Below are 13273 nucleotides of genomic sequence, written 5' to 3' on the forward strand. Positions count from 1 at the left end.
CGTGCCGCGCCCCGGAAACTCGCGGATGTCGAGGGCAGGGTCGCAGCATCCATGGGCTACGCCAACTCTGCGACAAGAACATGGCGAAGTCCGGCCAGGGGTGTGTCGGTCAGGTCTCGGCGGCGGTGGCCATGCGCGCGACCATGCGAGCGGCGACGCGGTCCCAGTGATAGCGGTCCTCGGCGCGGCGGCGGCTCGCGGCGCCCTGCCGGGCGGCGAGGGCCGGGTCGTCGAGGAGGGCGCAGAGGCGGTCGGCGAGGGCGGTGGCGTCGCCGGGCGCCACGAGGGCGCCGTTGACGCCGGGGACGACCATGTCGGGGACGGCGCCGATGTCGGTCGCCACGATGGGCAGGCCGTGCCACATCGCCTCGACGAAGACGATGCCGAAGGGCTCGCGGCGGGTCGGCAGGCAGAAGATCCCGGCGCTGGCGAAGTGGCCGGGCATCTCCGAAAGCGGGATCCGCCCGACGACGTCGCAATTGGCGACGCCGCCGGTGTCGGGGGCGCAGCCGACGATGCGCAGGCGGGCGTCGGGGTGGCGGGCGAGCACCCGGCGGAAGGCGGCGAGCAGGGTCGGGCCGCCCTTGCGCTCCCAGTCGATGCCCGCGAACAGGATGGTCTTGCGCTGGCCGGGCGCGGTGACGTCGGCGGGCGCGGCGGGGGTGGCGGCGTTGCTGCCGGCGTGGACGCAGGCGACGCGCGCCTCGGGGCAGTCGTAGTCGCGCATCAGCGAGGCGGCGACGTTGGTGCTGCGCACGAAGACGGTCTCGGCGTTGCGGTAAATGCTGCGCTCGCAGGCGATCCATGCTTTGGAATACATGGCGGCCGCGCCGGCCGCGCCGTAATTCAGATTCTCGAGATGCGTGTGATCGGTGTAGACGTAGTGGGGAATGCCGGGCGCGCTGGCGTCGAAGAGGGATTGCATCTGGAACGTCGCATCGAAGTTCGAGTCGCGGGCGACGCGCGCCGCCATCCCCTTGATCCAGCGGAAGATGTAGGGCGTGCGCAATGCCGCGTGCCTGAGGCTCTTGTTTCCGCGCAGAAGGTCGGGGGCGTATGTCGCCGCGGCCACGGCTGCCGCCGTGCCGTAGGCGAGGGGCGCGCGCTTCAGGCGCGGGATGACCTCGATCACCTCGATCTCGCAACCGGGCAGCGCGCGGCGCAGGGCGGCGAGGGTCCGGGCGTTCGCCGGCGGGGCGGGGGGCGAGGGCGTCAGCGTGAAGAACCCGATCTTGCGCAAGCGGCATCCCTCTCGTCGACGTTCCAAGCTCGGGGCGATGTGTCCGGCATTCGGCCGGGCCGCGCAAGCCCGCCGTCGGCGCTGCCGGGCCGGCGGGCATGAGCTCGGCCCTCCTGTCCTCGCCGCGTCGCCTGATCCTGCGCTCGGGCGGCTGGCTGATCGCGCGCCAGATCGCCAACCTCGCCAACAGCCTCGTCATCGCCATCTTCGTGGCGCGCCACCTCGGCCCCGAGGGCTACGGCATCCTGAGCTACGCCGTCTCGCTGGTCGCCATCGTCGCGCCGCTGACGACGCTGGGCATGCGCAACCTGTCCTTGCGCGAATACAAGATGCACCCGGAGGATTCGAACGCGATCGTCGGCACCGTGACGATCATCCGGCTGGTCGGCTCTCTGGTGTCGGTGCTGATCGTGTTCCTCGTGGCGTGGCTCTACCCGATCGCCCACCCCGATATCGCGATCCTGTGCACGCTCCTGGCCGGCGCGGCCTTGCTGAAGTCGATCGACACCATCCAGGAATACTTCATCGCCCGGCAGGATCCGAAGCCGTTCGTGATCTTCGCGGTGGCCAACATGACGCTGTTCGCCGGCATCAAGATCGCGCTCGTCTTCCTCGACGCCACGGTCGATGCGTTCATCGTCACGCTCGCGGTGCAGGGCGCGATGTCGGCGCTGGGCGGGGTGATCGCCTACCGGCGCCACACCCGCGGCCTGCCGCGCTTCCGCTTCGAGGCGGCGCGGGCGAAGCGCTACCTGGCGCAGGGCTTCCCGCTGATGCTGGGCTCGCTCTCGGCGGTAATCTACCTGAAGTCGGACATCCTGATGCTGTCCTACCTGGCGGGCAAGGAGACGACGGGCCTCTACGCCGTCGCCGCGCGCCTGTCGGAGATCTGGTACGTGCTGCCGACCGCCTTCGCGACGGCGCTGTTTCCGCGCATGGTCGAGCTGCGCGACCTGTCGCCCGCACGCTACGCGGCGCGGGTGCAGGACGCGATGGACAGCTTCGCGGCGTTCGGCACCCTGATCGCGGTGTCGTCGCTGTTCTGGGCGGCTCCGGTCGTGGCGGTCCTGTTCGGCGACGGCTACGCGGGATCGGTGAGCGTGCTGTACATCTACGCCTGGGTCGGCATCGTCTTCGCGACGCGGGCGCTGATGCACAAGTGGCTGCTCGTGGAGGGCGTGTTCTGGGGCTCGGCGATGATCCATGCCACCGGCGCGGTGGCGAACGTGCTGCTGAACCTGCTGCTGATCCCGCGCTACGGCGCGGAGGGGGCGGCGATCGCGACGGTGGCGTCCTACGCGCTCGCGCCGATCCTGCTGGCGCCGCTGGTGCCGTCGCTGCGGCGGCCGGCGGTGATGCAGCTCAAGGCGATCCTGTGGCCCCGTCGGGTCTGGGACCTGAGGCCGGGAGGGCGGACATGAAGCACCTCGTCAGGCGGCGCGCCCGGCAGGCGATGCGGGTGGCGCTGGAGCCGGTGCGCCTGCTCGGGCCGGGCGCGCGGCGCTGGACGGAGGCGCGGGTCAACGCGCGCGGCAAGCGCTACATCCCGCCCGGTCTGGGGGTGCGCGGCTTCTTCGCGGCGCTCGAGGCGGCGGGCGTGGCGCACGTGGTGCTGCGCTGGTTCGAGGAGCTGCCCCACGTGGCGCGCGGGCACGACGTGGACATCCTCGTCTCGGACGAGGGAATGGCGGTGGTGGACGGGCTGCTGTCGTACTGGCCGAGGGGGCAGCAGATCGACGTCTTTTCGGTGAGCGGGGCGAACGGCGGCGGGTTCCGGCCCGACCTCCTCGGCGACAGCGTGCCGGGCTTTCCACCGGCCATCGCCGCCGAGATCCTCGAGACGCGGCGGGCGGGGCACGGCCCGTGGGGCATCCCGGCACCGCGCCAGCACGCGCTGGGGCTGGCCTACCACGCGGTCTACCTGAAGGGCTACCAGTCGGGACTGCCGCCGGACGGCAAGCGGCCGCCGCGCCAGAAGGGGTCGCGCGACTACGACAGCGTGCTGCGCCAGCTCGCGCCGGGGGCGGGCCTCGACCTGCCCGACGAGATCACGCTCGAGAGCCTCGACGGCTACCTTGCCGCGCAGGGTTGGCGTCCCGAGCGGGCGCACCTGGAGGCGTTGAAGCCGTTCAACCGCTGGCTGTCGGAGCGGCCGTGAGGGGGCTTTGCGTCGTCGCGCTAGGGGCGGGGGCCGGGGCGGCGCTCGAGGACCGGGTCGGGGCTGCGCTGGAGGCGCGGGGGTTCGAGGTGTTCGCCGTCGTCGCCGACGGGCGGCTCGAGGCGCTGGCGGACGAGTTGGACATCGCGCCGGAGCGGGCGGTGGTGGCGTTCAACCCGTTGCTCCAGGCGGAAGCGGCGACGGCCAGGGCGCGGCCCTTCCACAGCGAGGAGGTGGCGCGGGCGGCGCACCTGCTGGCGTCGCTGACGGAGGAGAGCGGCCGGCTGCTGCGGGTGACGCGCAGCGAGGCGGAAGCGGAGGCGGTGGCGCGGCGGCTGCTCGACGGGCCGGCCTGGGCGGCGCTCGATGCCGCGGTGGAGGCCCGGCGGGCGGAGATGGCGAGCGCGTACCCGGTGCTCGCCGATCTCAGCCGCTTCAAGTACCGCGCCAAGGTGGAACGGGTGCGCTACGGCGAGGCGACGGCGGTGCTGAAGACCTACCGGCGCAACGCGCGCGACGCGATGGCGCGGGAGGCGGGGTTCGCGCGCGAGATCGGCCGGCTCAGCGACGTGCCGCCGCGCATCCTCGAGCAGACGGACAACGCGCTGCTCTTCGAGGACATCGACAACGCGCTGCGGGTGCGCCGGATCCTGGGCCTGCGGGTGCCGCTTCCCCTGCCGCTGGCGCGGGTGCGGGAGCTGGCGGAGTTCGTGCGGCTCTGCTGCGCGCAGGGCTTCGACGCGATCGACCTGACCCCGCGCGACAACGTGCTGATCGACGCCGAAACAGGGCGGCTTAGGGCGATCGACTTCGAGTTCGCCACGCGGCGCGACGGGCCGGTGCGGCCCGAAGAGAGCTATTGCCTGTCGGGCGTGCCGGCCTCGGCGCAGGTGGCGCGGCCGCTGCTCAACGCGATGGAGGAGGATCCCTACCCGTCGAAGTGGCGGCCCTACACGGGGCTGTCGAAGCGCAGCTTCCTGCGGGACCCGCCGTGGTTGCAGCATCTCAAGCGGGTGGCGCTGCACCCGTTCTGGCTGGTCGGCTTCGCGGCCGGGGCGATGGTGCGCCGGCGCCGGCACAGGGCGACGCGAGGGGAGAACATCGACGCGGTCGCCTGGCGCGGGCGGGGTTGAGGCTCAGCTCGGGCGGCGGGTGCGCTTGAGGCCGGCGAGGATGAGGTTCGACGCCTTCCGGCGGAGCCGGTCGAGCCGCGCTCCGGCGGGGCGCAGGACATCGCGCGACAGGCGCATCGCGGCGGGGGTGCCGTCGAGGAAGGCCCATGTGGGGATGCCGGTCAGGCGCACGAGGTCGGCGCGGGTGGCTGGGTCGGCGAGGCAGTCCCCGAGCGAGCGGGGGCTGTCGCCCGGGTGCGGGCGGTCGAGGCCGAGCAGGCGCAGCTCGCGCAGGTCGGTGCTGACGTAGAGGGCCTGCGCCGGGTCCCAGCGGCCGAGCACCAGCCCCTCCCGCGCCGCCGCCACGAGCAGCTCGCGCAGGCGGTGGGCGAGGGCGAGGGGCAGCGGGCCGGCAAGGGCGCTGGCGGGGACGAAGCCGGGGCCGGGATCGGCGAAGTCTACCGCGCCCTCCCGGACGGCGACGATGTCGGAGACCTCCGCGAAACGCGGCGCGAGGCGTTGCTGGGCGTCGGCCACGGGGGCGGCATAGGCGGCGAGGTGCGGGCGGAAGACGCGCCGCACGATGCCGTCGGCGCGCAGGCCGGCGGCGGTGATGTCGCGGCCCGGCCCGAGCCGGGTGCCGTCGAGCGCCCGGCGGACGGCGGCGAGGCGGCCGGCGACGGTGGCCTTCAGCGCCGCCAGCTCGTCCGGCGTCATCAGCATCGCGGCGATGCGGAACGCCTCGGCGGAATGATCCGTCGAGTGCATCGAGTTGAAGCTCCCCCACGCGCCCGTGGCGGCGGCGATGAGCTTGCGCGTGTCGGTCTTGGCGGTGAGCGTGCGGGCGTTGTCGAGCAGCGGGTGCTCCGCCAGCGTCGCGTCGCGCGGGGGCAGGGGGAAGGCGTCGTAGGCGATGAACATGTGCCGCGGCGGCCCGCCGCTGACGAGGAACGGCCCCGCACCCCAGTTGCCGCCCCGGCTCGACTTGCGCATCTCCTCGGCCAGCGCGCCCTCGAGCGGGATGCTGGCGAGGATCTCGAAGCCGACATCCGCGATGACCTCGCGCATCCGCTCGAGGAAGCCGAGCTCGACGGCCCGCGCGCGCACGAAGAAGGCGGTGACGCCCGGCGCGGTCTCCGGCCCGTCCGGCGCGGGGGGCAGGAGGCGGTCGTGGATCCAGGGATCGGCGAGGGCGAGGCGTTCGAGCATGTCGTGGGGCGGACGCCAGCCGGCGGCGGCGAGGGTGCGGTCGAGCTCGGCGCGGTGCGCGTCGCGGGCCGGGTCGTCGGCGGGGGCGTCGTCGGCCTTGCCCGCCAGCCGGGGCAGCGAGCGGAAGTAGGCGGTGACGTAGGCGGGCAGCAGCGTGCGCTCCGGCTCGGGCAGGCCGCCCTGCCGGCGGGCGGTCTCGAGCAGGCGCTCGGCGAGATCGACGGGCATGATCGCGAGGGTGATGGCGCGGCAGGCGGGCTCGTCGAGCTGGAACGAGGCGCTGCCCGAGCCGGTCGGGGTGAACACCGCCGCCTCGACGCCGCCGGCCCGGCGGAGCGCGGCGCGGGCCCGCCGCGCCGCGATGCCGTCGCCGACGAGCAGCGCCAGCAGGCTGCCGCCGGGCGCGTGCCGGGCGCTCAGCACCAGCGCGTCGGTCCCGCCCAGGCGGACGAGGTCGCCGGCGGCGGCGCGCTCGAGGGGCCCGCGCCCGCTCATGGGACCGCCGAGCCCCCTGCCGCGCGCGCGCCGGGCCGTTCCGGATCGTCATCGTGGTCAGACACCGAGCACCCTCGCATAGGCCGACACGACAGGGCCAGGCCGGAAATCCTGCGCGCGATCGGACGCGCGCCCGGCAAGGGAATGGCGGGTCTCGGCCTCGTTCACAAGGTCCAAGGCGCGCGCGAGGGCGTCGACGTCGTCCACCGGCACCAGGAGTCCGGCGGGGGGCGGGCCTTGCAGGATCTCGCGCGGCCCGGAGGCGCAGTCGGTCGCGATGACGGGGCGGCCGAGCGCCATGGCCTCGACGAGGGCGTTGGGAAAGCCCTCGCTGCGGGAGGCGCTGACATAGGCGTCGGCGCGGGCGACGACGGCCTGCGGGTTGTCGAGGTAGCCCGGCATGTGGACACGTTCCGCCAGCCCCATTTTGCGGGCGAGCGCCGCGAGGCGGTCCCGCTCGGGGCCGTCGCCGAGCATCACGAGGTGGCGGGCGGGCTCGGCGTGGCGGGCGAAGGCGCGCAGCAGGATGTCGCCGCCCTTGTTGGGCACGAGCCGGCCGACGCTGACGAAGAAGCGCCCGGGCAGGTCGATGGCGGGGGGCGCGGCGGCGCGGGCGCGGAGGGTGTCGATGTCGACGGGGTTGTGGATCACCTCGATCCGCTCGGCGGGGACGCCGTAGCGGTCGCGCAGGTCGTCGCCGACGCCGCGGGAGACGGCGATGACGCGGTCGGCGCGGGGGTAGAGGCGGGCGATCATCGCCTTCAGCACGCGCTCGCGCGGGCCGGTGCCGAAGTGGCTGGTGGTGTTGACCCGCTCGCTGATGACGCAGAGCGGGCCGCCGCCCTGCCGGCGCGCGAGCACGGCGGCGCAATTGGCGCGGGCGAGGAAGGAGAGCACGACGTCGGGGCGCCAGTCGGCCACCAGCCGCCGCACCCCGCGGATGGAGCGCCAGAACGCGCCGCGGCTGTCGAGGCGGACGAGCTCGACGCCCGGCGGGGCCGGGTAGGCGGCGGGGAGGTCGTCGAGGAGGGCGAGGCGGATTTCGGCGTCGGGGGCGCGCGCGGCGAGGCCGGCGGCGACGCGCACCATCACGTTCTCCGCGCCGCCGCCCTCGAGGGAGTTGATGAGCAGGAGGATCCGCCGCCGCCCGGTCGTCTCAGCCATCGCGCGCCGTCTCGGTCGCGAGGGGCAGGCGGGGGTGGCGCCAGGGCAGCGCGTCGAGGACGGCGAGCGTGCGGCGGGCGATGTCGTCCCAGTCGTAGCGGGTGACGTCGAAGCCGGTGCGCACCTCGAAGCGGCGGGGATCAAGGCGCAGCGCCTCGGTCCAGGCATCGATGTCGCCCGGCGGGAGGTAGTGGTGCGGCGCGAGGCCGATGTTGCGGTTGGGCTCGATGTCGCTCAGCAGCACCGGCGCGCCGACGCTGAGCGCCTCGAGCGCCGAGATCGACAGCCCCTCGTGGTGCGACGGCAGCACGAACAGCGCCGCCAGCGCGTCGAGCCTCAGGATCGTGTCACGGTCGAGCCGGCCGGCAAACTCCACGCCGTCGCCCGCCATTGCCCGGACCTTGCGGGAGTGGGCGCTCTCGTGGTCGGCGTCGCCCACGACGAGCAGCTTCACCGGCGGGTCGGCGTGGGCGAGGCCGGAGGCGCGGTAGGCGGCGATGAGCGTGTCGTGGCCCTTCTCGGGCTCGAGGCGGCCGACCTGGATGATGAAGCGGCCCGGCGTGAGGCCGTGGCGGGCCATGACCGCCTCGGCGTCGCCCCCGGAGCGGGGCGGGGTGATGCCGTTGGGGATGTGGGTGATCCGCCCGGCGCGCTTGCCGGCCCGCGCCTTGAGGCGGGCGGCGGTGCTGGCGGAGACGGTGACGGTCTGGTGCGAGAAGCGGACGGCGAGCCGCTCGCCGAGGCGCAGCAGCGTTCGCGCCGTCCGGCCCCACTTGGCGCGGGCGTAGTCCTCGCCGTGGTGGGTGAAGAGCACGCGCAGGCGGAGCAGGCGCGCGAGCGGCACCGCGAGGCCGGGGCCGATGCCGTGGAGGTGGATCGCGTCGGCGCCGAGGGCGAAGCGGGCATAGAGCACCGCCCAGTGCGAGTGCACCAGCGCCTCGGCCCCCGAGGCGGCGGGGGCGGCGAGCGGGACCTGGGCGACGCCGCGCACCGTGCCCGGAGCGCCGACGTAGCGGCGCCGGGCGAGGACGGTGAGCCGGAGGTCGGACGATTGTGCATGCATGGCCGGGAGGAGTTCGGCGCAGTGGGTCTCGATTCCCCCCATCACGTCGGGGATGCCGCGCAGGCCGGCGATCGCGATATGACGCATGATGTACGGCCTCCCCCTGGCTGCCCGGCCGCCCCGGCACTCCGGCCTGCGTGAATATAGAATAGACTCTGTCCGCGCGCACGGTATTCTTCCCCGGTCCTGCCGCCCTGCCGGCGCGGGCACAAGCGAAATTCACCAGCGATTGCGGTGAGATGGGCCGCCGCGCCTCGGAGGGCGGCCGTTAACCCACGGGGCAAGTCGTTCATGGTCGGCCCGCGCGTCAGCGTCGTCATTCCCACCTGCAACCGGTCGGGCTTCCTTGCCGAGGCGGTGGCGAGCGCGCTGGGGCAGAGCGTGGCGGTCGACGAGGTGATCGTGGTGGACGACGCCTCGACGGAAGATATCGGGCCGGCGCTGGCGCGGTTCGGCGCGCGGGTGCGGCTCGAGCGGCTGGCGGAGCGGTCGGGGGCGAACGTCGCGCGCAACCGGGGAGTCGAGCTGGCGCGGGGCGAGCTGGTGGCGTTTCTCGACGACGACGACGTGTGGCTGCCCCGCAAGACCGAGGTGCAGCTCGCGGCGATGGCGCGGAGCGGAGCGGCGGCGTGCCTGTGCCGGACCGTGAGCGCGGCGGCGAACGGCGCGAAGCGGGCGGACGCGCGGGAGGTGGACGCGGCGTGGCTGCGCGGCAGCACGCCGTGCGGCACGTCGGGGCTGCTGGTGCGGCGCGAGGTGGTGGCGGCGCTGCGCTTCGATCCGGCGCTGCCGCGCGCGCAGGACTGGGACCTGTTCGTGCGCCTCGTGCAGGCGGGGCCGGTGGCGATGGTGCCCGAGCCGCTCTACGACCGGCGCACGGGGCACGACAGCATCACCTCCTCGACGCTCGAGCGCCGGCCCGCCGACCTGCTGCGCGAGGCGGCGGCGCTGCGCAAGCACCGGGACTGGCTCGGCGAGCGGGCGTTCCGGCGGCGCATGGCGCGGCTGCTGCTCGCGCACCTGCCGCAGCGGCGCCGGAAGCTGCCGTTCGTCGCCGCGTCGCTGCGCCATGCGGGGCTGGCGGCGACGGCGGGGGAGCTGGTGGCGAAGGTCAGGCGGTAGGGCGGAGCACCGGGCGCGGCGCGCGCCGGGCGGCGGTGACGCTCCAGGCGGTCGCGGTCAGGATCGCCAGCACGATCATCCCTTCCGGGCGGTCGAACAGCGAGGTGCCCGTCGAGGCGACGAGCACGGCCGCGACGCCGGCCGAGGTGACGATCCCGGCGCGGCGGTGGGCGGCGCGGGCGGCGGCGATGGCGAGGGCGAACAGGAAGCCGAACAGCGCCGCCGCGCCGAGGAGGCCGTGCTGGTAGGTCACGCGCAGGTACTCGTTGTGGGGGTGGACCTGCATCCCCGGCGCGAGCGCCTCCGGCCCGTGGCCGAGCAGGAGCCGGGGCAGGTCGGCCTGGCCGATGGCGGCGGCGTAGCTCGTCCAGATGTAGACGCGGGCCGACAGGACGTCCTTGTCGGCGGCGGTGAAGGTCTCGGGCGGCTTGAGGAAGCGGTCGAGGTCGCGCACCAGCACGCCGATCTCGGTGAAGCGCTCGACCAGCGTCTGGGGCATCACCAGCGGCAGCACGAGGACGCTCAGCAGCGCGACCCACAGCAGCCGGCGCAGCCAACGGCCGTGGCCGGCGCGGCCGTCGAAGATCGCGAAGGCGAGGACGACGGGCAGCGCGGCGAGGAGCATGGTGCGGTAGTTGGCGAACAGCAGCGCCGCGATGGCGAGGGCGACGGCGGCCCAGCCGTGGCGGCGGGTGGGCCAGGGGTAGAGCGCCGCGACGACGAGGCCGCCGAGCGCGACGATGGCGAAGACCGACTCGTGGCCGTAGCCGCCGATGTAGCTGTAGGATCCGTCGGGGCCGATCTTGGGCTGCCCCGCCACCATGCTGAGCGCCTGCATCGCCAGCGGCAGCGCGAACAGCGCCAGCAGGCCGCGCAGCACGGCGGGCGGGCCGTGGAGCGCGTAGGCGCGCTCCAGCAGCAGGGCGAGGACGGCGAAAAGCGCCCAGAGCGTGACGTAGCTCGGCAGCGCGCCGGCGGACCCGGACAGCACGCTGCCGGCGATGCCGAGCAGGGCGATGGCGTAGATCGGGGCGGCGCGCTCGGAGCGGAACAGGCCGAGCGGCGCGAGCAGGGTCACCGCCCCGACGGCGAGCAGCGTGCCGAGCGCCATGAGCGACTGCCCGGCGATCTGGGTCTGCAGCGCGGTGGGGCCGAGGGCGGCGAGGGCGAAGCGCAGCCAGACCAGGGCGAAGGCCATCATCGTCAGCCGGTCGTCGCGCATCGGGCGCAGCTGGACCAGCAGGAGCCAGAGGCTGCCCGCCAGGATGGCGGCGGTGCCGGCCGGCCACATGGCGCTCAGGCCACCGGCGGCGGGATCGCCTTGGGCGACCGCGGCGCGTGGGGCAGGGGCGGCGTCCGCTTCATCGAGCGGCGCGGCACCCGGTCGATCGCGACGGCGTCGACGCGCGCCCCGGCGCTGCGCAGGGCGTCGACGCTCTGGCGCAGCAGGTGCGAGGGCGTCTCGTTCCAGTTGCACACGAGCAGCACGCGGCCGGCCATCTCGCTGACCTCGAGCGCGTCCGTCGAGCGCAGGACGGAGGGGCCGTTGATGATGATCACGTCGCGCCGCTTGAGCACCCGCAGCCGGTGGGCGAGATCGCCCGCCGGCTCGCCGCCGCCCTCGCTGAGCCCGCGCAGGGTGTGCTCGGTGTAGTCGATGAACTTGAACGGCATGTCCTGCATCGCCACCGAGCCCTCGAGGGTGACGAGGTCCTCGGCCTGCTCGTCGATGTTGACGAGCGCCGTCGACGCGCCGCTCTGCGCGAAGGACTCGGCGAGCGCCAGGCAGAGGCCCGACTTGCCCGGCACCCCGCGCGGGGAGGTGACGAAGACGACGTTGGGCATGGCGGGATCGCGGGCGCGCAGGCGGTAGCGCAGCCGGTGGACGCTCTCGGACTCGACGGAGTCGGGCCTGGCGCGGGTGCGGTGCAGGAGCGCGAAGGGCGAGGCGTCGCCGCCGCGCAGGGCGGGGATCTGCTGGACCGCGTCGACGCCCGCGATCTCGGCGGCCTCGTCGGCGTCGCGCACCCGGGGCTGGTTGTCGCGCAGGAGCGCCAGCAGCAGGAGCACCAGCGCGCCGCCGCCCATGCCCGCGACGGCGGCCATCCTCGACTTCTGCGGCGCGGCCGGGGCGACGGGAACCTCGGCGCGCGACACGATGCGGGCGGAGGGGGTCTGGAACTGGCTGCTCTCGCGCATCTCCGTCAGCCGCACGAGGAAGCGATTGTAGACCTGCCGCGACGCCTCGGCCTCGCGCTCGAGCTCGGCGAGGCGCAGCTCGGCCTGCTGGCGGGCGAGAAGATCGCGCCGCATCTCGGCGAGGGCGTCCTCGGCGGCGGCGAGGCGCTGCGTCGTCAGGTCGAGCCGGACGTCGAGACCGGCGCGCACGTTCTGCACCTCCGCCTCGAGCCGCGCCGCCAGCCCGTCGCGCAGCTGGCGCTGGCTGGTCACGGCGGGGCTGTCGCCGAAGCGGGCCTGCAGGTCGACGTACTCGCTGTCGGCGGCGATGTATTCGGCGTGGAGCGCGCTGATGGAGGGGATGTCGAGCAGCGGCACGAGCGACATGTAGTTGCCCTCCTCGGCGAGGCGCACGACCTCGTCGCGCCGGGCGGCGAGGTCGGCGCGCTCGGCCGTCAGCCGCGTGACCTGCGCGGTCAGCTCCTCGAGCCGCGGCTCGAGGCTGGCAACGCTCTGGCCGCCCTCGCTGAGCTGCTCGCGGCGGAAATCCGTGACGCGCTCGTCCGCGGCGAGCAGCGTCTCGCGGAGCTGCCCGGTGCGCTCCTCGAGCCATTCCGTCGCGCGGGCGCCGGAATCGTATTTCCCGGCGAGCTCCTGCTCGATGTAGGTCTCGGCCACCGCGTCGGCGATGGCGGCGGCGAGCGACGGGCTCCGGGCGGAGGCGCGCACCTCGACGATGGCGCTCTCGCCGACGACGCGGACATCGACCGCCCGGCGCAGCTCGCGCAGCACGCCGGCGAGCGGATCGCCGGCCGCGATGGGCGCTGCTTCGGTCTCGGTCCCAGGCGAGACGACGGAGGCGATGGCCTCGCGGACCCTTTCCTTCAGCTCGTCGAGCGGGGCGGGATCGCGCAGGGCGGGGTTGAAGTCGGGGCGGTCCTCGAGCGCCAGCGCCTCGGCCACCGCCCGCAGCACGTCGGTCGATTCCATCAGGATCACGGTGCTCTGGGCGGCCGCGGGCGTCAGGCGCGGCTCGGCGGCGGCGGGTGTCGCTTCGAGCGCGGAGGTGGTGGCGGGGTTGAGCAGCACCTGCGTGCGCGCGGTGTAGGTCGGGGCGACGGTGGTGAGCGCGAGGTAGGTCGCGACGGCGGCGACGAGCGCGGCCAGCAGGATCGGCAGCTTGTACATCCAGGCGAGCGCGAGCAGCGACGGGCCGGCAGGGGTCTGGCGGCGTCCGTCGGCTCCGGTGTCTGCCGGCATGTCCCAGCTGTTCGTCATCGGGCCACTCCCGTGGAAGGCACTCACGCGCACCGAGCTCAACGCTTGGTGCCGCCACATGAAATAGCGCTTCTGCCCTCTTCTCGCCATCTTCCTGACACGACCCGGCCCTCCCCGACCCGGCCCGGACGGCGTGGCGGGGCGCGGCTCGGCGACCGGGCTCGAGCCGCCGGCCGGGCGTGCCAGGGGCGGCCGGAGAGGCGGGGGCGGCGGGCGGAGCGGGCGGGGCGGCGTGGCGCTGCGGTGGGCGTCGG

10 protein-coding genes are annotated in these 13273 nt (G+C 74.4%); 4 read left to right on the forward strand and 6 right to left on the reverse strand.

Features of this window, described 5'->3' with window-relative positions:
- Positions 1-109 precede the first annotated feature (109 nt).
- Positions 110-1240, reverse strand: coding sequence for a glycosyltransferase family 4 protein (locus tag OG2516_RS14755; protein ID WP_007256509.1), 1131 nt, complete (start codon positions 1238-1240; stop codon positions 110-112).
- A 98-nt stretch (positions 1241-1338) separates the two neighbouring features.
- Between OG2516_RS14755 and OG2516_RS14760 the strand changes: the two genes are divergently transcribed.
- Genes OG2516_RS14760 through OG2516_RS14770 form a run of 3 tightly spaced genes read left to right on the forward strand, consistent with a single transcriptional unit; the run spans position 1339 to position 4531 of the window.
- Positions 1339-2661, forward strand: coding sequence for a flippase (locus OG2516_RS14760; protein ID WP_007256510.1), 1323 nt, complete (start codon positions 1339-1341; stop codon positions 2659-2661).
- The gene (locus tag OG2516_RS14765; RefSeq protein WP_007256511.1) at positions 2658-3398 is read left to right on the forward strand and encodes a hypothetical protein; all 741 of its coding nucleotides are present in this window, start codon (positions 2658-2660) and stop codon (positions 3396-3398) included. The genes OG2516_RS14760 and OG2516_RS14765 overlap by 4 nt, the downstream gene beginning before the upstream one ends.
- Complete coding sequence (locus OG2516_RS14770) at positions 3395-4531, forward strand: hypothetical protein (RefSeq protein ID WP_156799388.1); 1137 nt, start codon at positions 3395-3397, stop codon at positions 4529-4531. Before OG2516_RS14765 ends, OG2516_RS14770 begins: the two co-directional genes overlap by 4 nt.
- Before the next feature lie 3 nt (positions 4532-4534).
- Here the strand turns inward: OG2516_RS14770 and OG2516_RS14775 are convergent, their stop codons facing one another.
- The 3 genes from OG2516_RS14775 to OG2516_RS14785 are packed head-to-tail and all read right to left on the reverse strand — an operon-like array spanning position 4535 to position 8528.
- Positions 4535-6214: a hypothetical protein gene (locus tag OG2516_RS14775; protein ID WP_007256513.1), complete on the reverse strand. Its 1680-nt coding sequence runs from the start codon at positions 6212-6214 to the stop codon at positions 4535-4537.
- 57 nt (positions 6215-6271) lie between these two features.
- A complete protein-coding gene (locus OG2516_RS14780) occupies positions 6272-7378 on the reverse strand; it encodes a glycosyltransferase (protein WP_007256514.1) in 1107 nt (368 codons plus the stop codon).
- The gene (locus OG2516_RS14785) at positions 7371-8528 is read right to left on the reverse strand and encodes a glycosyltransferase family 4 protein (protein WP_007256515.1); all 1158 of its coding nucleotides are present in this window, start codon (positions 8526-8528) and stop codon (positions 7371-7373) included. The genes OG2516_RS14780 and OG2516_RS14785 overlap by 8 nt, the downstream gene beginning before the upstream one ends.
- Before the next feature lie 204 nt (positions 8529-8732).
- Here OG2516_RS14785 and OG2516_RS14790 point away from each other — a divergent pair, with 204 nt between their 5' ends.
- The gene (locus OG2516_RS14790) at positions 8733-9563 is read left to right on the forward strand and encodes a glycosyltransferase family 2 protein (protein ID WP_007256516.1); all 831 of its coding nucleotides are present in this window, start codon (positions 8733-8735) and stop codon (positions 9561-9563) included.
- Here OG2516_RS14790 and OG2516_RS19115 read toward each other — a convergent pair.
- Positions 9553-10854: an O-antigen ligase family protein gene (locus OG2516_RS19115; protein ID WP_007256517.1), complete on the reverse strand. Its 1302-nt coding sequence runs from the start codon at positions 10852-10854 to the stop codon at positions 9553-9555. The genes OG2516_RS14790 and OG2516_RS19115 overlap by 11 nt on opposite strands.
- A gap of 5 nt (positions 10855-10859) precedes the next feature.
- A complete protein-coding gene (locus tag OG2516_RS14805) occupies positions 10860-13019 on the reverse strand; it encodes an exopolysaccharide transport family protein (RefSeq protein ID WP_007256518.1) in 2160 nt (719 codons plus the stop codon).
- Positions 13020-13273 lie beyond the last annotated feature (254 nt).

The sequence above is a fragment of the Oceanicola granulosus HTCC2516 genome, assembly GCF_000153305.1.
In the GTDB taxonomy this organism is placed as follows: domain Bacteria; phylum Pseudomonadota; class Alphaproteobacteria; order Rhodobacterales; family Rhodobacteraceae; genus Oceanicola; species Oceanicola granulosus.

What these genes read in the sequence shown, in the direction of transcription:
- OG2516_RS14775 (WP_007256513.1), bottom strand. Translation starts at nt 6,214, where the DNA reads ATGAGCGGGCGCGGGCCCCTCGAGCGCGCCGCCGCCGGCGACCTCGTC.
- OG2516_RS14805 (WP_007256518.1), bottom strand. Translation starts at nt 13,019, where the DNA reads ATGACGAACAGCTGGGACATGCCGGCAGACACCGGAGCCGACGGACGC.
- OG2516_RS14780 (WP_007256514.1), bottom strand. Translation starts at nt 7,378, where the DNA reads ATGGCTGAGACGACCGGGCGGCGGCGGATCCTCCTGCTCATCAACTCC.
- OG2516_RS14785 (WP_007256515.1), bottom strand. Translation starts at nt 8,528, where the DNA reads ATGCGTCATATCGCGATCGCCGGCCTGCGCGGCATCCCCGACGTGATG.
- OG2516_RS14760 (WP_007256510.1), top strand. Translation starts at nt 1,339, where the DNA reads ATGAGCTCGGCCCTCCTGTCCTCGCCGCGTCGCCTGATCCTGCGCTCG.
- OG2516_RS14765 (WP_007256511.1), top strand. Translation starts at nt 2,658, where the DNA reads ATGAAGCACCTCGTCAGGCGGCGCGCCCGGCAGGCGATGCGGGTGGCG.
- OG2516_RS14790 (WP_007256516.1), top strand. Translation starts at nt 8,733, where the DNA reads ATGGTCGGCCCGCGCGTCAGCGTCGTCATTCCCACCTGCAACCGGTCG.
- OG2516_RS19115 (WP_007256517.1), bottom strand. Translation starts at nt 10,854, where the DNA reads ATGTGGCCGGCCGGCACCGCCGCCATCCTGGCGGGCAGCCTCTGGCTC.